This is a genomic window from Eikenella sp. HMSC061C02, from assembly GCF_001809035.1.
GTDB lineage: Bacteria > Pseudomonadota > Gammaproteobacteria > Burkholderiales > Neisseriaceae > Eikenella > Eikenella corrodens.
In genome coordinates this window covers 79589-98348 of sequence record NZ_KV795540.1, presented here as the reverse complement: position 1 = coordinate 98348, position 18760 = coordinate 79589, and the positions used below count along the sequence as shown (strand labels likewise).

The following is an 18760-nucleotide window of genomic DNA, read 5'->3' as shown; positions in this document are numbered from 1 at the left end:
CGGTTGCAAGTAATTTGTTGATTTATATGAATTTATAATTCAGTATAACGTAACGGGGTAGGGTATAACATTGGCGAGTGCGGCTGAGTTTGTTTGTGTTGAATCGAAAAATTTTCAGGTAGCCTGCTGGGAAAGGCTACCTGAAAAAATATTGTGCGGCTTACTCAGGCTTTGGTCAAGGCGGCTTTGAGCTGTTTGAGGGTGTGCCAGGCTTGGGCTTTGAGTTCGGGCTGGCGTAGAAGGATGGCGGGGTGGGGGACGGTGAAGGTCGGGGTGTGGCCGATGAGTTGTTCGAGCAGCCAGCGGCGGGCGGGGTCGTAGAAGCTGTTGCCGAGCAGGAGAACGGCTTGGGGTTGCACCCAGGTGAATTCTTGGCGGATAAAGGCGGCGCAGCGCACCTGTTCTTCGGGGGTGGTTTTGAGGGCGATGCGCGGTGTGCAGCGCAGCCAGGCGGTGCGGAAAACTTGTTCGGGCGCCAAGCCGATGGCGGCGAGCATGTTGTCGAGCAAGCGGCCGTGCCGCCCGCTGATGAGCCGACCGGCTTCGTCGTCGCTGGGGGCGGGGTTGAGGCTGATCACCATGAGGCGGGCGGGCATGGCGCCGTAGCTGCTGAGGGCTTGTTTGCGCTGGCTGTGCAGGGAACAGGCGGCACAGGCGGCGGCCTGCCGTTGCAATTCTTCGGGACTGGCGAAGGCGGTGTGGGGCAGTACCGCCCACAGCCGTTGCACGGCGGCGAGCGGGTCGCTTTCGTTTTCGGCCGGCGCGGGGGCGGGCTGGAAAGGCTGGGGGGCGGCGATGGCGGCCAGCACGTCGGCACGGTGACCTTGCGGGGGCGGCACGGGACGGGCGGCAGCTTGGTTGGGCGCAGGGGTGCGGTTTGGATGTTGCTGAAGTCCGCCGGCCTCGATTTGACGAAGTTCACCTCGTTCACTTTCAGGTAGCCTAGGTTGGGCTGCGGGGGTGATGGAGTGGGGCAGGTTGGGTTGAAGCGCGTTGTGCCCGCTTGGGCGGGGTTCGCTTTGTCTGTTTTCAGGTAGCCTTTGCGATTCGGGGCGGGTGTTTTCGGCAATGCGGGCGCTGCGTTTGAGCCACATGGGGCCGAGGCCGAGGGCTTCGTGCAGGCGGGGATAGCGGCTGTTCAGCATGGTTTCTCCATCAGCAGGGCATCTTCACGGCTGCCGTCCGGGCAGGGGTAGTAGCCGGGGCGGCTGCCGCAGGGGATGAAGCCGTGTTGTTGATACAGGGCGATGGCGGCGCGGTTGCTGTGGCGCACTTCGAGGAAGATGCGGCGGATTTTTTTGGCATCGGCCTGTTTGAATAGGTGATCAAGCAGCAGGCTGGCCACGCCTTGGCGGCGGTAGTCAGGGGTGGTGTCGATGAGATGCAGCTCGGCTTCGTCGAGGATGGTTTGCCATACGATGAGCCCGGCCAGCTCGCGGCCTTGTTCGGCCAGCAGCACGGTTTCGTTGGCATGGCCGATGCAGGCGGCGAATTGCTTTTCCGACCAAGGGGAGGGATTGCATTGCGCATCGAGCGCGGCCAGGGCAGCGCTGTCGCCTGGGCGGGCGAGGCGGATGATCATGCCGCTCCTTTGCGCGCGGCCTGTTCGGCTGCGGTGAGGGCGACTTTGTTGCGCACGTAGAGCAGTTCGGCCTCGGCAGCGGAAACGGCGGGATAGCGGCCGGAGGCGGCCAGCGCCAAGTAGTGCTCGGCGGTGGGCATATCAGAACAGCCTGGGAAGGGCGGGGGCTCGGGCAGGGCAAAAGCGTTGCCGATGCCGCTGATGCTGCTAGGGTTGAGGCTACCTGAAAGGTTTTCAGGTAGCCTGATTTCATCAGCTTTGCCCACTTGGTAGTCGCTCAGGCGTTGTTGGGTTTGGGTGTTGAACCAGGCATAGAACACTTCGCCCATGCGCGCGTCGGTGGCAGCCAGCACGGCAGCTTGGCCGGGGCAGAGCGAAGCGACTGCATCGAGGCAGGGCACGGGAATGAGCGGAATGCCAAACGGCGCAGCCAAGCCTTGTGCCACACCGGCGCCGATGCGCAGACCGGTAAATGCGCCCGGGCCTTGGGCATAGGTGATGGCGGCCAGTTCGCGCACAGTCAGCCCGGCTTCGTCCAGCAGGGTGGCAATCTGCGGCAGGATGAGTTCAGACTGCCGGTTGCCGGTCTCCTGATGGAATAGACTGGTATGGCCGTTGTGCCGCAGCGCCAACGACAACCACTGGGTGGAGGTGTCGATGGCGAGCAGCGGCTGTTCGGCAAAAATGGTGTGGCTCATGCTATGTAGCTTCAGTCTGCTGCCACGATTTTGGACAGATTGCGTACCAGCGCGGAGAGCATAGACAAGTCGGTCGGTTCGTAGTGCTGCATGTCGGCAATCTGGCTGCGTGCTGCAGCAATTTCGGCGGCAGCACGGCTGTTGCTACCGGCCTGCAGGAAGTCGCGCGTGAACGCCAAATGGATGTTGGTGGCGTCTTCATACATGGCCAAACCGGCTTGCGACTGCCATTGGTTGTCGCTCGGCAGCTTGGCGATGGCGCGGTAGATCCAGCTCATGTTCAGTTTTTCGGAGAGCATGAAGTAGGCCTTGGCAACGGTGGCGATTGGCTTGCCGATTTTGGCGGCCAAATCCACTACGGCCAACACATTGGCGGCAAAGGGCAGACGCGCGAGCATGGCCACATCCTGCTGGCTGAGCACATCGTAGCTACTGAGCCAGGTTTCGCGTTCGGCGATACTGGGGTGCTCTTCGGCCTGAATGCGCTCCGGCAGTTGCTGCATGAACTCAGTAGTAGGAGCGCGATAGTGGCTGATGAGGCTGCCGATGTTGTCGAAGGGGCGTTTGCTGCGCAGCAGCTGGCCGGCTACATGGCCGATAAGGTCGGCAATGTCGGCGCACAGGCGCATTTGTGCTTCGGCAGGCAGGCGGTTGTCGAGCGCCTGCACGGCTTGGAAACGGGCTTCGCCGTCGAGCAGGATGTCGGCCACCCAGTAGGCGCGCACCACATCGGCCACGGAAGCTTGGTTTTCTTCGCTGCAACGTTGGATGAAGTACATACCCATGCGGTTGATGACGCGGTTAGCCAGCTGGTTGGCGATGATTTCGCGCCGCAGATAGTGCTGCTGCATTTCGCTGCCGTATTGCTGCTGGAGCGGGGCAGGGAAATAGCGGATAAGCGCGGGCAGGAAGTTGGGATCGTCGGGAAGGTCGCTGCCCAAGAGGTTGTCTTGGCAGTGCATTTTGCTGTAGGACAGCAATACTGCAATTTCCGGGTTGCTCAGGCCTTTGCCAGCTTCATCGCGGCGGTTGATTTCGGCTTCATCCGGCAGGAATTCCACAGTGCGGTCGAGGCTGGCGTTTTCTTCCAGATAACGGATGAGCGAGGCAGCGGTTTTCAGGTAGCCTGCCGGGTTGAGCTGGGCAACGGAGAGGGCTTGGGTTTGCAGATAGTTGTCTTGCAACACCAGTTGCGCCACTTCGCCGGTCATATCACGGAGCAATTCGTCGCGTTCTTCCAGCGTTAGGCGTTCGGCGCGCACAGCTTCGCCGAGCAGGATTTTGATGTTTACTTCGTGGTCGGAGCAGTCTACACCGGCGGAGTTGTCGATGGCGTCGGTGCAGCAGCGGCCGCCGTTTTGCCAGTATTCGATACGGCCCAGCTGGGTGGCGCCGAGGTTGCCGCCTTCGCCCAACACTTTGGCGCGCATTTCGCCGCCGTTCACGCGCACTTCGTCGTTGGCTTTATCGCGCACGTCGGCATGGCTTTCGGAAGCGGCTTTGATGTAGGTGCCGATACCGCCGTTGTAGATTAGTTCCACGTCGGCTTTGAGCAGCTCGCGGATGAGCTCGTTGGGGGTGAGGTTGTCGGCTTCGATGCCGAGCCAGGCTTTCACTTCGGGCGTGATGGCAATGGATTTGGCGCTGCGTTCATACACGCCGCCACCCTGCGAAATCTGCGCACGGCTGTATTTTTCCCAACCGCCGCCGCTTTGGAACAGGCGTTTGCGCTCTTCAAAGCTCTTGGCAGCACTGGGGTTCGGATCGATGAAGATGTGGCGGTGGTTGAAGGCGGCTTTGAGCAGGATATGCTCGGACAGCAGCATGCCGTTGCCGAATACGTCGCCGCCCATGTCGCCGATGCCGATTACGGTGAAGTCTTCGTTTTGGATGTCTTTACCCAAATGGCGGAAATGGCGTTTTACCGATTCCCACGCACCGCGTGCGGTGATGCCCATGCCTTTGTGGTCGTAGCCGGCGCTGCCGCCGGAGGCGAAAGCGTCGTCCAGCCAGAAGCCGTGTTCGGTGGAGAGGGCGTTGGCGGTGTCGGAGAAGGAGGCGGTGCCTTTGTCGGCAGCCACTACCAAATAGGGATCATCGCCGTCACGGCGGTGTACTTGCGGCGGCGGCTCGATGCCTTCGGCGGTGCGGTTGTCGGTGAGGTCGAGCAGGGCGTTGATGAATATCTGATAGCAGGCGATGCCTTCTTTCAGGTAGCCTTCGTGGTCGGTAGCGGCATCGGGCAGTTGTTTGCACACGAAACCGCCTTTGGAGCCACCGGGCACGATCACGGCGTTTTTCACCATTTGTGCTTTCACCAAGCCCAGCACTTCGGTGCGGAAATCGTCGAAACGGTCGGACCAGCGCAGGCCGCCGCGCGCCACTTTGCTGCCGCGCAGGTGGGTGCCTTCCACGCGCGGGCTGTACACCCAAATTTCAAACAGCGGGAGCGGCTTGGGCAGGAAGGGGATGTCTTTGGATTTGATTTTCAGGCTGATTTCGGATTTCAGGCCGCCTTCTTTATCGGTTTGCCAGAAGTTGGTGCGGCACACGGCCAAAATCACGGAGCGGAAGGCATTGATGATGCGTTCTTCGTCCAGTGAGGGCACGTCGGCCAAGAGGCCGGTGAGTTCGCTGTTAATCATCAGCGCACGGTTATCGTCGGCTTCTTCAGGATGCAGGCGGGCGGAAAACAGTTCCACCAGTTTGGCGGCGATGGCGCCGTGGCGGAGGAGGGTTTGCTCGATGCGCTCTTGCGAGAACGGCAGGGTAGCCTGTTTCAGGTATTTGGCGATGGCGCGCAGCAGCACGCTGTTACGCCAGGTGATGTCGGCGGAGAGCACGAGGGCGTTGAAGCGGTCGTTTTCCACACGGCCTGCCCATACTTCGGCAAACAGCGCGGGCAGTTCGCTTCCCAAAGCATCGCAGCCATCGGCTTGAGCGTGGACAGGCACATTGGGTTTGAGGGAGAAGTGGTTCAGGCCGACGGCGCTGTTCTCGGTGTGCAGGGTATATGGCACAGCGGTATGCACGTCGAACCCCATGTTCCCAATAATGGGCAGGGTTTGCGACAGCGATGGGCTGATTTGCGGGGTGTAGAGGCGCAGCGCGTAGGGCGCGGCCGGATTTTCTTGCTCGGAGAAGACGGTAACCAACACGCGGTCGTCGTTGAGGAGTTCGGCGTGTTTGAGGTCGGTAATGGCCTGGTCGGGGCTGAAGGCTTCGCGGTAGGCGGCGGAGAAGGCGGTGTCGTCTTCGTGGGCGGCAGATGCAGATTTGGCCTTGGCTTTGTGTTTGGCTTCAGGCTGTTTTTTCTGTTCGGCTTTAGGTTGTGGTGCGGCAGCCTGCGGGGTGGTTTCGGCATTAGCTGCCAGGCCGGCGACGTGTTGTTCCAGCTCGCTGCGGGTAAAGGCAGGCAGTTTGCCGGCATTGGTGCGGCACAGGAATTGGATGCAGGCGAGCGGGTTGTCGTCGGTCAGTTGCACGGCGTATTCGCAGTTTTCGGCGGCCAGGGTGGTTTTCAGGTAGCCTGCAATGTGTTGGCACAGTTCGCTGCCGAATTGTTCTTTGGGCAAATAGCACAGCACGGAAACGTAGCGTTTGAATACATCGCTGCGGGCAAACAGGCGCACACGCGGGCGCTGGCTCAGCGCAAGCAGGCCGGCAGCAGCTTCGGTCAGTTCTTCGTTGCTGGATTCAAACAGCTCGTCGCGTGGGTAGGTTTGCAGCAGGTGGCGCAGGTTGTGCTCTTGATGGCTGCCATCGGCAAAATCAAAGTGTTTTAGCACATGTTCGGCTTTGCAGCGCAGTACGGGGGTGTTCCAGATGCTGTCTGTGTAGGCGGTGGAGGTGTAGAGACCGATGAAACACCATTGGCCGACAACTTGGCCGTTGGCGTTGAGTTTTTGGATGCTGACTTGGTTAAGATAGGCCGGACGGTGGATGCGGCTACGCTGCTGCGATTTGTTGAGCAGCAGGCGGTCGTGGTGCAGCCATTGTTTTTTGTCGGTATCGGAAAGGGCGGCAAAATCGTCGGCAATCAGATTGCTGTTACCGGCGAGAATGCCTTGCGCGGTGTTGGCTTTGGCCTGCAGGCGCGGGCTGCCGGAATGGTTGACCAAATCGTATTCGCAGAAGCCCATCAGGAGGAAATGGCGGTCGGCCAGCCAGCTGAGGAAAGAAACGATCTCCGCATCTTGGCTGCGGCCTTCGTTCAGAATCATCTGGTTAACCAGCAAAAGCTGGCCGCGCAGTTTGTGTTCGCTTTCCACAATTGTGCCCAATTCGGCTAAGAGGCTGCGGATTTGTTCGGCCAGTTTTTGGTCTTGTGCGGCCTCGCCACCTTCCAGATACACGGCAACCAATGTTTCCTGTGCGCTGCTTTCTTTGGCAGCTTCTTCGAGAGTGGCAGCTTTGCCGTCTGCATTGCGTTTTACCTGCCATGCGCTGTGCAATACGGCCAAAGGCACACGCTGCTCACGGTTGAGCAGCATCAACAGGGAATCGAGCAAGAAGGGGAGGTGGTCGGCTACAATTTCCACCAGCGTCTGCTGCACAGTGTCACCAGTGGGCGAAACGCGCACCACGGCTTTGCCGGCGGCACGGGGCTCTTGAGCAAGCTTGCGGTGGGAATCGGCGGCAGATAATAGTTCGGTGTCGCTATAGCTGGCTAGGTCGGCAAAGTCGGCCTGGCGATAATAGCCGGCAAGGAAGGGGAGGAAATCTTCTGCAAAATTCTGTTGGCGGGCACTGTCTTGCAGGCGCAAAACGGGGGTCGGCAGGCTCATGCTGGGGCTCCTCTTGAGCTTCTTGGGTTGGTATGGCGGATTGCAATCTGAGCAACGCAGTTTGGCCGCGTTTCTCTTTGCCGGTTTTAACCCATCATAATGAAAATTAAGACGGGCTAATGATACGCGAAATATGCCGTTTGAGGTAGGGTGTGGCGGGGTGGTGGTAGTAGGATGTGGCTGAGAGGTTTCAGGTAGCCTTAGAGGTTGGTGTGGCAATAGCTAAAACACTTTTCTTTATAGGCTGTTATGGCGAAATTGAGTATTCTTAGATACAGGAGAGGCAGCCCGTAGGGTATCATAATCCATCGTGGGGAAAAACCTTGTTATTTGCTGTATAAAGAAGATGTTGCGATTATTAAATGACGATGCAGAACAGCAGGCTACCTGAAAGCACAGCTTCAACGAAGTTAAAACGAAGTTTCTGCGAAAAGAAAGCAGGCAGGCTGCCTTTATGGCAACCCGCCTGATTTGGTCGAATATGATGATTAGTGGTGATGGCCGTGTTCGCCGTGGACATGACCGTGGGCGATTTCTTCGGTGGTGGCGGGGCGGATTTCGGCCACTTTGCCTTTAAAACGCAGCTTCATGCCGGCCAGCGGGTGGTTGCCGTCTACCACGGCTTTGCCATCGGCGATGTCGGTTACGCGGTAAACCAGGGTGTCTCCGGTTTCGGGGTCGTCGGCTTCAAACATCATGCCCACTTCCACTTCCACGGGAAAAACGTTGAGCGGCTCGATGCGCACCAATTCCGGGTCTTGCTCGCCGAATGCGTCGTCGGGAGAAAGAGTTACATCTACTTCTTCGCCCACGGCTTTGCCGTGCAGCGCTTCTTCCACCAGCGGGAAAATGCCGTCGTAGCCGCCGTGCAGATAGGCGATGGGCTCTTCTGTTTTGTCGATCAGCTGGTTGTTGGCATCAAACATTTCATAATGCAGGGTTACTACGGTGTCTTTTTCGATGTTCATGGCAAGTCTTTCCTGCTTGGGAACGGTTGGGAAAGTGTCATTTTACCGCATTGGCAGGTTTAGGCAATGCGGCGGCGGCTTGGGCTGAGGTAGGGGAGATTTGCCGACACTCTGTTTGTTTGTATGCACAGTAGTGGGTGGCTGTGGCGAAATGACAGAGGCAGCCTAGGTGTGTCGGGCTGCAGTTTGGTTTGAAGTTTGTTGTTTTCTGTTGATTTATTTTAGGTTTTGTTGGGTTTGAGTAGGCTGGTAGGTAGTGTATGTGAACGGTGGAATGGCTTTCAGGTAGCCTTTGGGGCGGCAGGGATAGGGTGGTTTGTGAATATGGTTGGTTTACAAAAAGATAAAGTTTTTTTACTCGAACTAGGGCTAAGGCGGTTCAATAAAAGGTCGGCATAGTAACGCCGGCTTAACTCTTGGCATATTCAAATTGTGTTTTCAGGTAGCCTTTCTGGGGAGGCTACCTGAAAATGGTGCGGAGCAGTGAAAACTTTTTAATCAATCTTCAACAGGGCTTCGATGGCGGCGGTGTATTGGGGTAGGCGCGCCATTTCTTCTTCGAGCTTGTGTTGGCTGCCGGAGTTGTTGAGGGCGGTGTCGATTAAATCCAGTGCGGCGGCTGTGGCGAGGATGCGGCGGCGTTTGGCCGGGCTGATGTTTTTCTCGTCGAGCAGGTCGGTGATGTTGCCGAAGTTGCGGTTTTTCATCATACGGGGAGTTCCTATGTAGGCTGAGGCTACCTGAAAATGTGCAGGGTAAAAAATGCCCCGCGCCGGAGAGGCTGCGGGGCAGGATGCTTACTGTTGACGGTCGAGGCCGAAGGCTTTGTGCAGCACGCGGGTGGCGAGCTCGAGGTATTTTTCATCGATCAGCACGGAAATTTTGATTTCGGAAGTGGAAATCAGCTGAATATTGATGTTTTCCTCGGCCAGGGTGCGGAACATGGTGGAGGCCACGTCGATGTGCGAGCGCATGCCGATGCCGACGATGGATACTTTGCATACGGTGTCATCGCCGTGGATATCGGCCGCACCGATGCTTTCCTGCACGCTTTGCAGCAAATCGATTGTGTGGCGGTAGTCGCCACGTGATACAGTGAAGGAGAAATCGGTGGTGCCTTCTTCGCCAGCATTTTGGATAATCATATCTACATCGATGTTGGCATCGGCCACCGCACCCAAAATCTGATAGGCGATGCCGGGTTTGTCGGGCACGCCGCGCACGTTGATGCGGGCTTGGTTTTTGTCGAATGCGATACCGGATACAATGGCTTTTTCCATGTTGGGGTCTTCCTCGTAAGTAATCAGGGTGCCTTCGCCGCCATCGGTGAGGCTGCTCAATACGCGCAGGCGCACTTTGTATTTGCCGGCGAATTCCACCGAGCGGATTTGCAGCACTTTGCTGCCCAGGCTCGCCAGTTCGAGCATTTCTTCAAACGATACGGTGTTCATGCGCCGTGCTTCGGGCACCACGCGCGGGTCGGTGGTGTAAACCCCGTCCACATCGGTGTAGATTTGGCATTCGTCTGCCTTGAGTGCGGCGGCCAGCGCCACGGCGGAAGTATCGGAGCCGCCGCGCCCCAGCGTGGTAATGTTGCCTTCGGCATCTACGCCTTGGAAACCGGCCACAATCACCACCTTGCCTGCCGCCAAATCGGCACGCATTTTGCTGTCGTCGATGTATTCGATGCGGGCTTTGGTGTGGGAATTATCAGTTTGCACCAGCACCTGCCAGCCGGTGTAGCTCTTGGCCGGAATGCCGATATCCATCAGCGCCATGGCCAAAAGGCCGATGGTTACTTGCTCGCCGGTGGCCAACACCACATCCATTTCGCGTGGGTCGGGAAACTCCTGAATTTCGTGCGCCAACGCCACCAGGCGGTTGGTTTCGCCGCTCATGGCGGACACCACCACCACCACGTCGTGCCCTTCGGCACGGGCGCGGGCAATGCGTTTGGCCACATTCTTAATGCGCTCGGGGCTTCCCACTGAAGTCCCGCCATATTTCTGTACCAATAAAGCCATTTGCTTGAATACTCTCTTTACTTTTGAAGCCAATCCGTATCACACCTGGCAACGGATTGGCCGAAAATTGGGAAGTGGACAGTTTGCCGATATATCAGGCAGAGCGGCATTATTGCCAGTTCGGCATAAAAAAACAAGCCTCACATCGCCGAAGCCGAGCCATTACCTAGGGGCACGGCAGTATTTCGCGACAGAACTTTCCCCTTGTCAGGCCAACTGCCGCGCAAAGGGTTTGCTACAATCCGCCTGCCCGAATACGCAAACGGTTACCTGAAAACAAATTGTCTGCCCCTATTTTCAGGTAGCCCCAACCCCCATCAAGGCTACCTGAAAAATTCCATCATGCTCCGCACCCTCAAAACCATCTGGCACGGCCTCACTGCTAAAGGCGCACTCTTTCCCCACCAACTCGCCTTCACCCTGCTCATCCCCCTGCGCAACTGGGCGCTTTCCCCCGCTGAGCTGGTGCGCCGGCTCGAGTTGCAGCCGCAACAGCGAATTCTCGAAGTAGGCTGCGGGCCGGGCTATTTCAGCCCTGCGCTCGCCCGTGCCGTGCCGCAGGGCAGCTTAGTGTTGGCCGATATTCAGCCCGAAATGCTGGCCAAGGCACGGCAGCGACTGGAAAAACGCTATATTACCAATGCCGAATACCACCTATGCAGCGGCAGCAGCTTTCCCTTTGCCAGAGGCTCGTTTCACCGCATCGTGCTGGTAACCGTTTTAGGCGAAGTAGCCGACCAAGCGGCCTACCTCGCCGAATTCCACCGTCTGCTCGCTCCAGACGGGCTGCTGTCCATTTCCGAAGCCGCCGGAGATGCGGATAAACTTAGCCGCACCGAGCTTATCCAATTGCTCGAGCAATACGGCTTCTCTCCCGTGCAACAATTCGGCAACGATCGCAATTACACGTTGAATTTCGGCAAAACAGATTTGAGCTTGGCAGAAACCTGCTGAGCTTTCAGGTAGCCTCATCCAATAGTTAAAAAGGCTACCTGAAAATAAAAGATACAAGGAAAACAATATTATGGCCAAAGCCCCCAAAACCCTCTACACCTGCACCGAATGCGGCGGCACCGTGCCCAAGTGGCAGGGCAAATGCCCGCACTGCGGCGAGTGGAACACCTTGCAGGAAGGCCTAGCCGCGCCCGAGCCGAAAAATGCCCGCTTTCAGTCTTGGGCGGCGGACACTACGCAAGTGCAGGAACTCTCCAAAGTTACCGCCGCCGAAGTGCCGCGCGAGCCCACCGGTATGGGCGAACTCGACCGCGTGCTCGGCGGCGGGCTGGTGGACGGCGCGGTGATTTTGTTGGGCGGCGACCCGGGCATCGGCAAATCCACGCTGCTGCTGCAAACCGTCGCCCTGATGGCGAAAAAACGCAAAGTGCTGTATGTGTCGGGCGAGGAATCGGCGCAACAGGTCGCCCTGCGCGCGCAGCGGCTGGGGCTGGATGCGGACGGCGTGCATCTGCTGGCGGAAATCCGTTTGGAAGCGGTGCAGGCTGCTTTGAAGCAGCACCAGCCCGCCGTGGTGGTCATCGACTCAATTCAAACCATGTATTCCGACCAAATCACCTCCGCGCCCGGCTCCGTGTCGCAGGTGCGCGAGTGTGCCGCCCAGTTCACGCGCATGGCCAAGCAGATGGGCATCGCCATGATTTTTGTCGGCCACGTCACCAAAGACGGCGCGATTGCCGGCCCGCGCGTGCTCGAGCATATGGTGGATACCGTGCTGTATTTTGAAGGCGACCAGCATTCCAACTACCGCATGATTCGCGCCATCAAAAACCGCTTCGGCGCGGCCAACGAGCTGGGCGTGTTCGCCATGCTGGAAAACGGCCTCAAAGGAGTGTCCAACCCCTCCGCCATCTTCCTCGCCAGCTACCGCGACGACGTGGCGGGCTCGTGCGTGCTGGTAACACAGGAAGGCAGCCGCCCGCTGCTGGTGGAAATCCAAGCACTGGTGGACGACGCGCACGGCTTCACGCCCAAGCGGCTCACCGTCGGCCTCGAACAAAACCGCCTCGCCATGCTCTTGGCCGTGCTCAACCGCCACGCCGGCATCGCCTGCTTCGACCAAGACGTGTTCATCAACGCCGTGGGCGGCGTGAAAATCAGCGAACCGGCAGCGGATTTGGCGGTGATTCTGGCGATGGTGTCCAGCTTTCGCAACAAACCGCTGCCCGAAAAAATGGTCGCCTTCGGCGAAGTTGGCCTGAGCGGCGAAGTGCGCCCCGTGGCACGCGGGCAGGAACGGCTGAAAGAGGCGGAAAAACTCGGCTTCAAACGCGCCATCGTGCCCAAAGCCAACCTGCCGCGCAGCAGGAAAGAATTTCCCAGCCTGGAAATCTTCGGCGTGGAACGGCTGGATGAGGCGGTGAGATTGTGCAGGGATTTGGTAGATTAGGTTTCAGGTAGCCTGTGAGTGGATAAAGGCTATCTGAAAGCGCAGCTTCCATGCAGTGAAAACGAATACAGTAAACTTCTGCGCAACTAAAAACAGCCAGGCGAATTTGCCATGAACCAATCATCCGTCATTGAAAAGCTGCATTGCGTGTACACCGATTTCCTGGCCTGGAAAAGCGCCGAGTTTGGCAAACAACCCGAGCAGGAAATCGGCGGTGAATGGGAATGTAATTATGCCGCCATGCCTGAAGTGTGGGCGGCGTGTTTTGATTTTGTGCAGCAAATCCCTGCGCACGAATGGCAGCCCGAACAGGCCCGGCAGCTGCTTTATCTCACCGCGCGCGACAACGAAAGCGAATACATCGCCGGAATGCTGCCCGAGCCAGCCTTACTGCGGCTGTGCGAAACCTATCGGCAGCAGCCTGAGTATGATGCGGGCTGGCAGCTGGCCGTGCAGCTCCCGCGCCTCTCCAACCAAGCCGTTGCATGGCAATGGGCGGAATTTTTCTGCAACGACCCCGACGAATACACTTGCCGCCGCGCCCTGATGGTATCTGGCAGCATGCATGCGCCGCACACCGAACGCTATGCCGAACACTTTTGGCAGCGCGGCATCTACCGTGACGTTGCCGGCTGGGATGCGGATGAATACCAGAAAATTGCCGTGTTGCAGGCCTTGGCTGCTATGGGCTCGCCTTTGCTGCCGCAATATTTAAGCCTGGCTAGGCAAGATGGGCGGCGGTATTTGGTGCAGCAGGCGCAGGCTTTGGGCGGCTAGGCCGTTTTCAGTTTCATAGAAATACACAGTATTTTCCAGCAAGCGTAAGCTGAGTTGCCAAACCCAGCAAAACCATTGAATTTCTGATGCTGCCTGAACCGACCATTAGAAAAGGCTACCTGAAACTTTTCAGGTAGCCTTTTATTCAATCACTACTTACAGCGGTTTAGTCTTCGCCGGCAAATGCCAACAGCAGGCGCAGGAGGCCGGTGAAGATGTTGTAAATGGCAACAAACAGCGTCAACGCGGCGCTGATGTGGCTGTCTTCACCGCCTTCGATGATCACGCGTACCTGCCACATAATCAGCACGGAGCTCACGATCACAAACAGGGCGGATACGGTGAGTGAGAGCGCGGGAATGCTCAGGAAGAGGTTGGCTATCATAGCGATAAAGGCCACCACAAAGCCCACGGTAACGAAGCGGGCAATGCTGTTGGTTTGGAAGGTAGGCGATTTGGCCATAGCTGCCATGCTCAGGAACACGGCGGCAGTCATCACGGCGGCGATGCCAATGAGTTCGATGCCGTTGGAAAGCGCCAGGCTGTAGTTCAAAATCGGGCCGAGCGTGAAGCCCAGGCCGAAAGTGAGCACCATCAGCAGGGCCGCGCCCACATTGCTGTAACGGTTTTTCTCGATCAGGAAGCTCATGCCGTAGAAGAAGGCGAAGAAAATGCCCAGGGCAACCCAATAGTTGCCGGTGAAGCTGAACAGGCTCAGGCCGGTGGCCATGGCGACGAACGCGCCGGCAGCCGCCGGAAGGAACGAGAGCCCGAGCAGGCCGTAGGTTTTACGCAAAATGGTGCTTTGCGCGGAAACGCTGCTGCCCACGTCGGTGTAATCGTAAACATTGCGCGGTTGCATGTGGAAAAACTCCTCTTGATATCAAATAAAAAAGAAACGAATGCGGATTGTAGCAGCAAATACCCCGTTTGCAAAAAATTCAGCCGGCCGCTGCTGCTGCCTGTTTGGGCAGTTAAACAGCAAGATGGGGCAGCAGGGCAGGTTTGCAAGCGTTGCGGCATATATTTGGCTATAATTCAGCACTTTCTATTCTCTGCCGCACACCATGCCTGCTCCCCGCTATGCCGTTCTCGGCAACCCCGTGGCCCACAGCCGCTCGCCTGCCATCCACCAAATGTTTGCCGCCCAAGAAGGTACGGCGATCGAATATGAACGATTACTGGCCGAGCCGGGCTGCTTCGCCCAAGCTGCCGCCGCCTTTTTCGCTGCGGGCGGCATGGGCGCAAACGTAACCGTGCCGTTCAAAACCGATGCCTGTGCCTGGGCAGGCAGCCTGTCCGAACGCGCCCGTGCCGTCGGTGCGGCTAACACATTAATCAAACAAGCTAACGGCCGAATCCATGCCGATAATACCGACGGCCTCGGCTTAGTGGCCGATATTAGCCGCAACTTTCAGGTAGCCCTAGCTGGCAAACGCATCCTCATCATCGGCGCGGGTGGCGCAGCGCGCGGCGTGATTCTGCCCCTGCTCGAATGCCGCCCCGCCAGCCTCACTATTGCCAACCGCACCGCGGCCAAAGCGCAAGAGCTGGCTGCCATTTTCGGCATCCGCGCCGCCGAGTTGGGCGAGCTGCCTGCCGCCGGTTTCGATATCATCATCAACGCCACCTCCGGCAGCCTGAGCGGCCAAGTGCCCGCCATTGCCCCTGCTGTATTCGCCCAATGCGAACTCGCCTACGACATGGCCTACGGCCGCGAGCCCACCGCCTTTATGCGCTTCGCCGCCGAATCCGGCGCAGGGCGCAGCGCCGACGGCTTGGGCATGCTGGTGGAACAAGCTGCCGAATCCTACCGCCTCTGGCGCGGTTTTTCCCCAAAAACCGCCCCCGTACTAGCCGCCCTGCGCGCCGGAGCGATTTAGCATAAATCTGCCAAAGGCTACCTGAAATTTTGGCCTCTCAGAAACTCAGCTTCCGGCGGAAACTCCATTTTAACTTCGTTGAAGCCGCTCTTTCAGGTAGCCTAAAAATCCTTTATAATCCGCTCCTTTTTTCCAAACCGCGGTTCGCAACCCTCCCGCGTTACCAAAACTAAGGACTCCCATGCGCAATAAAGAAGAGCTCAGCGGCCTTTCCCTGCTGGGCAACACCGGCACGCAATATCCCTCAACCTACGCCCCCGAAATCCTCGAAGCGTTCGACAACAAACACCCCGGCAACGACTACTTCGTCAAATTCGTTTGCCCCGAATTCACCAGCCTGTGCCCGCTCACCGGCCAGCCCGATTTCGCCACCATCCTCATCCGCTATATCCCCGATATCAAAATGGTGGAAAGCAAATCGCTCAAACTCTACCTCTTCAGCTTCCGCAACCATGGCGACTTTCACGAAGACTGCATCAACATCATCATGAAAGACCTCATCAAACTGATGAACCCGAAATACATCGAAGTGTTTGGTGAATTCACCCCGCGCGGCGGCATTGCCATCCATCCGTTTGCCAACTATGGCCGCCCTGGCACGCCGTTCGAGCAAATGGCGCGCGAGCGGCTGTTTACACACGATAGGCAGTAAGCCTGCGGGCTACCTGAACCCCATGCCGATTGCTGAAATTAAAAATCGTGCCGCCTCTCTTCCCCCGCTGGATAACGCAGCACTGGCCGCCGAAGTTCAGCAGCTGAAACAGCACGGCGCGGCATTGCTGGCCTGTATTGCCTTCGTTCAAGCCAACCGCCGTATCAGCCTGAACGAAGCCAAACGGCTCACCCTCTCCCAGCCCGCGTTCAGTACGGAAGAGAAAGCCGCTTTTGAGCAGACCTGCCAAATCATGTAGGCAGAGTTTGAGCAGGAAACATAGCAGCCATATTTTTCAGGTAGCCTCCACACCAATCTCCTAAATTTATAGAAAACATCATGCCCCACACCCTTCCCACCCACTACGCCGGCCAGCCCCTGCCTGCCGAATACCTAGCCATGATTGGCCAAGCACGCGGCATTCGAGTGTACGAAACTGCTAATGGCGAAGACGTAGATTTCTACCCGTCTGCCCGGCTGTGCGAAACCGAGCGCAACAGCCTGCCATACTACGCCCGCCTCTCTGATCCCGAGTTCTACTTCAAAGCCACCGAAACCCGCAGCGATGGGACGCAATTATCGCTGGAAGAAATGCAGCAGGGCTTTACCATCGGCAGCTACAACGAAGGCCGCCTGTTCCTCCTGCCTAACCAATCCGTTTGGCTGATTTACAGCGATTTGTTCTACCAAAAAATTGCCGACCACTTCAGCCAATGGTTTGCCGGCCTCAGCTTCTCCTTTGAAGCAGGCGGCGAAGATTAAGTTTCACCGCATTAACCAAAAGGCTACCTGAAACCCTGTTTCCAACCCCACGCGGTTCGCAACCCTCCCGCGCAGATTTTTATCTAAACCAAAACTAAGGACTATTCATGCAAAACTACCGCTTCACCCCCGCCCAACAGCAGCAAGCCCTCCGTTGGCTCGTTTTCTTCCATATCTTAGTGATTGCCGCCAGCAACTATCTTGTGCAGTTTCCCTTCAGCGTCACCCTGCCCAACGGCTTTGAAGTGCATTCCACCTGGGGCGCGCTCAGCTTTCCCTTCATCTTCCTCGCCACCGATTTAACCGTGCGCATCTTCGGCCAAAACCTCGCCCGACGCATTATCTTCTTCGTTATGTTCCCCGCCTTGCTCGTTTCCTATGCCTTTTCCGTGCTGTTTCAAGAAGGCGCGTGGACAGGCTGGAGCGCGCTTGCTGTGTTCGTGATGCCCGTGTTCCGCATCGCCCTGGCCAGCTTTGCCGCCTATGCCGTGGGCCAAATCCTCGATATTGTCGTGTTCAACCGCCTGCGCCAGCTGAAATCCTGGTGGATTGCCCCCACCGCCTCCACCTTCGCCGGCAACGCCGTGGATACCGTGCTTTTCTTCTCCATCGCCTTCGCCGGCAGCAGCGATGCCTTTATGGCCGCCAACTGGCCGCACATCGCCTTTGTTGATTACTTGTTCAAACTCGTGATCGGCACACTCTTCTTCCTGCCCGCCTACGGCCTCATCCTCAACATCCTCACCCGCAAGCTCACCACTTTGCACCAGCCCGTTGCCACCGAAGCCGTATCCGCCCAGCCGGAAGCCGCCGGCCAATCCAATTAAACTTTCAGGTAGCCTTTTTTGCTCAAAGGCTACCTGAAACATCAAACCGCAGGCCGGGCATTCATGCCAAACAACTGTCAGGCGAAAATATCGGGCATAAGCCTGCCAGCCGTCGGCTGATGTGTTTGCACCAGCATAAATATTTTCAGGTAGCCTAAGGCTACCTGAAACCATATTCTCTTACACCAATCCTAAAACCCGCCATGCCCCTCCTCACCCACACCCTTGCCAACGGCCACACCATCCAACTCCACCTCAGCCGCCGTGCTAAGAAAAACATCATCCTGCGGGCGCACAGCGAACACAGCCTGCGCCTCAGTATCCCTCCTCAGCTAAGCCTGTCCGAGTTGCGCCGCTGGCTGCAATATAATGAAACTGCCCTGCAGCAAATGCTCCAGCGAAGCCCTGCCCCGCCTACTGCCCCCGGCCATCTCTGGCTCTACGGCCAGCCGCACCAACTGCAATCCCACGCCCAAGCCGCCATCCAAATCCAGACTGGCCGCATCCTCCTGCCCGCAGCCGAATGGCCGCAACAGCAAGCCCTCCTGCGCCAACACCTCCAGCCGCTGGCCGAAGCCTACCTCCTCCCCCGCCTCGCCACACACGCCCAGCGCCTGCAACTTATTCCCGAGCACACCGCCCTCAGCCGCGCCAAAACCTTCTGGGGCGTATGCCGCCGCCGCAATATCCGCCTCAACTGGCGGCTCGTCGGCGCGCCCGAATACGTGGCCGACTACGTCTGCGTGCACGAACTCTGCCACCTGTGCCACCCCAACCACAGCCCCGCCTTTTGGGCAGCAGTCGAACAACACACCCCGCATCGAACCGCTGCCACTGCTTGGCTCAAACAGCACGGCCGCGAGTTGTTTCTGCTGGGCTGAACCAGTTTTCAGGTAGCCTGAAGCCCGCAGCCTGCCAGGAACCTGTTACAATCTGCCTCACTAGCAAACACCTACCAAGGACAAACCATGCGAATCCTCCATACCATGCTGCGCGTCGGCAACCTCGACACTTCTCTCGCCTTCTACCAAGAGGTGCTCGGCATGAAACTTCTGCGCCGCAAAGATTACCCCGAAGGCCGCTTCACCCTTGCCTTTGTCGGCTACGGCAGCGAAGACGAAACCGCCGTGCTCGAGCTCACTCACAACTGGGATACCGCAAGCTACGACCTCGGCAACGCCTACGGCCACATCGCCATCGAAGTGGAAGACGCCTATGCTACTTGCGATGCGGTGCGTGCCAAAGGTGGCAAAGTGGTGCGCGAAGCCGGCCCGATGAAACACGGCAACACCGTTATCGCCTTCGTGGAAGACCCGGACGGCTACAAAATCGAATTCATCCAAAAACACGGCCGCGAAGATTAACACCATCGGCAAAAAGGCTACCTGAAAAATTT

The 18760-nt window shown here is 57.9% G+C and carries 18 protein-coding genes; 10 read left to right on the top strand and 8 right to left on the bottom strand.

Going from position 1 to position 18760, the window contains the following annotated elements; genetic code table 11:
- Positions 1 to 164 precede the first annotated feature (164 nt).
- The 7 genes from HMPREF2541_RS12350 to HMPREF2541_RS03915 form a co-directional block, all read right to left on the bottom strand.
- Positions 165 to 1145, bottom strand: a complete 981-nt coding sequence (locus tag HMPREF2541_RS12350; RefSeq protein WP_070541812.1) for a uracil-DNA glycosylase — start codon at positions 1143 to 1145, stop codon at positions 165 to 167.
- The gene (gene rimI, locus HMPREF2541_RS03940) at positions 1139 to 1582 is read right to left on the bottom strand and encodes a ribosomal protein S18-alanine N-acetyltransferase (RefSeq protein ID WP_070541809.1); all 444 of its coding nucleotides are present in this window, start codon (positions 1580 to 1582) and stop codon (positions 1139 to 1141) included. Before rimI ends, HMPREF2541_RS12350 begins: the two co-directional genes overlap by 7 nt.
- Positions 1579 to 2280: a tRNA (adenosine(37)-N6)-threonylcarbamoyltransferase complex dimerization subunit type 1 TsaB gene (gene tsaB / locus HMPREF2541_RS03935; protein WP_141744194.1), complete on the bottom strand. Its 702-nt coding sequence runs from the start codon at positions 2278 to 2280 to the stop codon at positions 1579 to 1581. Before tsaB ends, rimI begins: the two co-directional genes overlap by 4 nt.
- 11 nt (positions 2281 to 2291) lie before the next feature.
- A complete protein-coding gene (locus HMPREF2541_RS03930; protein ID WP_070541806.1) occupies positions 2292 to 7067 on the bottom strand; it encodes an NAD-glutamate dehydrogenase in 4776 nt (1591 codons plus the stop codon).
- Between the two features lie 488 nt (positions 7068 to 7555).
- A complete protein-coding gene (locus HMPREF2541_RS03925) occupies positions 7556 to 8035 on the bottom strand; it encodes an FKBP-type peptidyl-prolyl cis-trans isomerase (protein ID WP_003823213.1) in 480 nt (159 codons plus the stop codon).
- Between the two features lie 494 nt (positions 8036 to 8529).
- Positions 8530 to 8745 carry a hypothetical protein gene (locus tag HMPREF2541_RS03920; RefSeq protein WP_003823211.1) on the bottom strand — a complete coding sequence of 72 codons (216 nt, stop codon included), beginning with the start codon at positions 8743 to 8745 and terminating at the stop codon, positions 8530 to 8532.
- Between the two features lie 87 nt (positions 8746 to 8832).
- Positions 8833 to 10059 (bottom strand): aspartate kinase, encoded by a 1227-nt coding sequence (locus tag HMPREF2541_RS03915; RefSeq protein ID WP_003823210.1) that lies wholly within the window; start codon positions 10057 to 10059, stop codon positions 8833 to 8835.
- Between the two features lie 342 nt (positions 10060 to 10401).
- Between HMPREF2541_RS03915 and HMPREF2541_RS03910 the strand changes: the two genes are divergently transcribed.
- The 3 genes from HMPREF2541_RS03910 to HMPREF2541_RS03900 all read left to right on the top strand — a co-directional run bounded on the left by HMPREF2541_RS03910 (position 10402) and on the right by HMPREF2541_RS03900 (position 13240).
- Positions 10402 to 11013 carry a class I SAM-dependent methyltransferase gene (locus HMPREF2541_RS03910; protein ID WP_070541915.1) on the top strand — a complete coding sequence of 204 codons (612 nt, stop codon included), beginning with the start codon at positions 10402 to 10404 and terminating at the stop codon, positions 11011 to 11013.
- Positions 11014 to 11083: 70 nt separating this feature from the next.
- Complete coding sequence (gene radA / locus HMPREF2541_RS03905) at positions 11084 to 12463, top strand: DNA repair protein RadA (RefSeq protein ID WP_003823208.1); 1380 nt, start codon at positions 11084 to 11086, stop codon at positions 12461 to 12463.
- Between the two features lie 111 nt (positions 12464 to 12574).
- Positions 12575 to 13240: a hypothetical protein gene (locus HMPREF2541_RS03900; protein WP_070541804.1), complete on the top strand. Its 666-nt coding sequence runs from the start codon at positions 12575 to 12577 to the stop codon at positions 13238 to 13240.
- Between the two features lie 166 nt (positions 13241 to 13406).
- Here HMPREF2541_RS03900 and HMPREF2541_RS03895 read toward each other — a convergent pair whose 3' ends face one another.
- On the bottom strand, positions 13407 to 14102 hold the full coding sequence (locus tag HMPREF2541_RS03895; protein WP_003823203.1) for a Bax inhibitor-1 family protein: 696 nt from the start codon (positions 14100 to 14102) through the stop codon (positions 13407 to 13409).
- Between the two features lie 205 nt (positions 14103 to 14307).
- On the opposite strand from HMPREF2541_RS03895, the gene aroE reads away from it, so the two are divergent.
- From aroE to gloA, 7 genes are all read left to right on the top strand, one after another.
- Complete coding sequence (aroE, locus tag HMPREF2541_RS03890; RefSeq protein ID WP_070541801.1) at positions 14308 to 15123, top strand: shikimate dehydrogenase; 816 nt, start codon at positions 14308 to 14310, stop codon at positions 15121 to 15123.
- A gap of 181 nt (positions 15124 to 15304) precedes the next feature.
- Positions 15305 to 15775: a preQ(1) synthase gene (gene queF, locus HMPREF2541_RS03885; protein WP_049259258.1), complete on the top strand. Its 471-nt coding sequence runs from the start codon at positions 15305 to 15307 to the stop codon at positions 15773 to 15775.
- A gap of 22 nt (positions 15776 to 15797) precedes the next feature.
- On the top strand, positions 15798 to 16034 hold the full coding sequence (locus tag HMPREF2541_RS03880; RefSeq protein WP_049259257.1) for a hypothetical protein: 237 nt from the start codon (positions 15798 to 15800) through the stop codon (positions 16032 to 16034).
- Positions 16035 to 16114: 80 nt separating this feature from the next.
- On the top strand, positions 16115 to 16537 hold the full coding sequence (locus HMPREF2541_RS03875; protein WP_070541798.1) for a hypothetical protein: 423 nt from the start codon (positions 16115 to 16117) through the stop codon (positions 16535 to 16537).
- Between the two features lie 107 nt (positions 16538 to 16644).
- Positions 16645 to 17364 carry a 7-cyano-7-deazaguanine/7-aminomethyl-7-deazaguanine transporter gene (locus HMPREF2541_RS03870; protein WP_070541795.1) on the top strand — a complete coding sequence of 240 codons (720 nt, stop codon included), beginning with the start codon at positions 16645 to 16647 and terminating at the stop codon, positions 17362 to 17364.
- 203 nt (positions 17365 to 17567) lie between these two features.
- Entirely contained in the window at positions 17568 to 18245 is a 678-nt protein-coding gene (locus tag HMPREF2541_RS03865; RefSeq protein ID WP_049259254.1) for a M48 family metallopeptidase, read from the top strand.
- 87 nt (positions 18246 to 18332) lie between these two features.
- Positions 18333 to 18728, top strand: coding sequence for a lactoylglutathione lyase (gene gloA / locus HMPREF2541_RS03860; RefSeq protein WP_003823193.1), 396 nt, complete (start codon positions 18333 to 18335; stop codon positions 18726 to 18728).
- Positions 18729 to 18760: the final 32 nt, after the last annotated feature.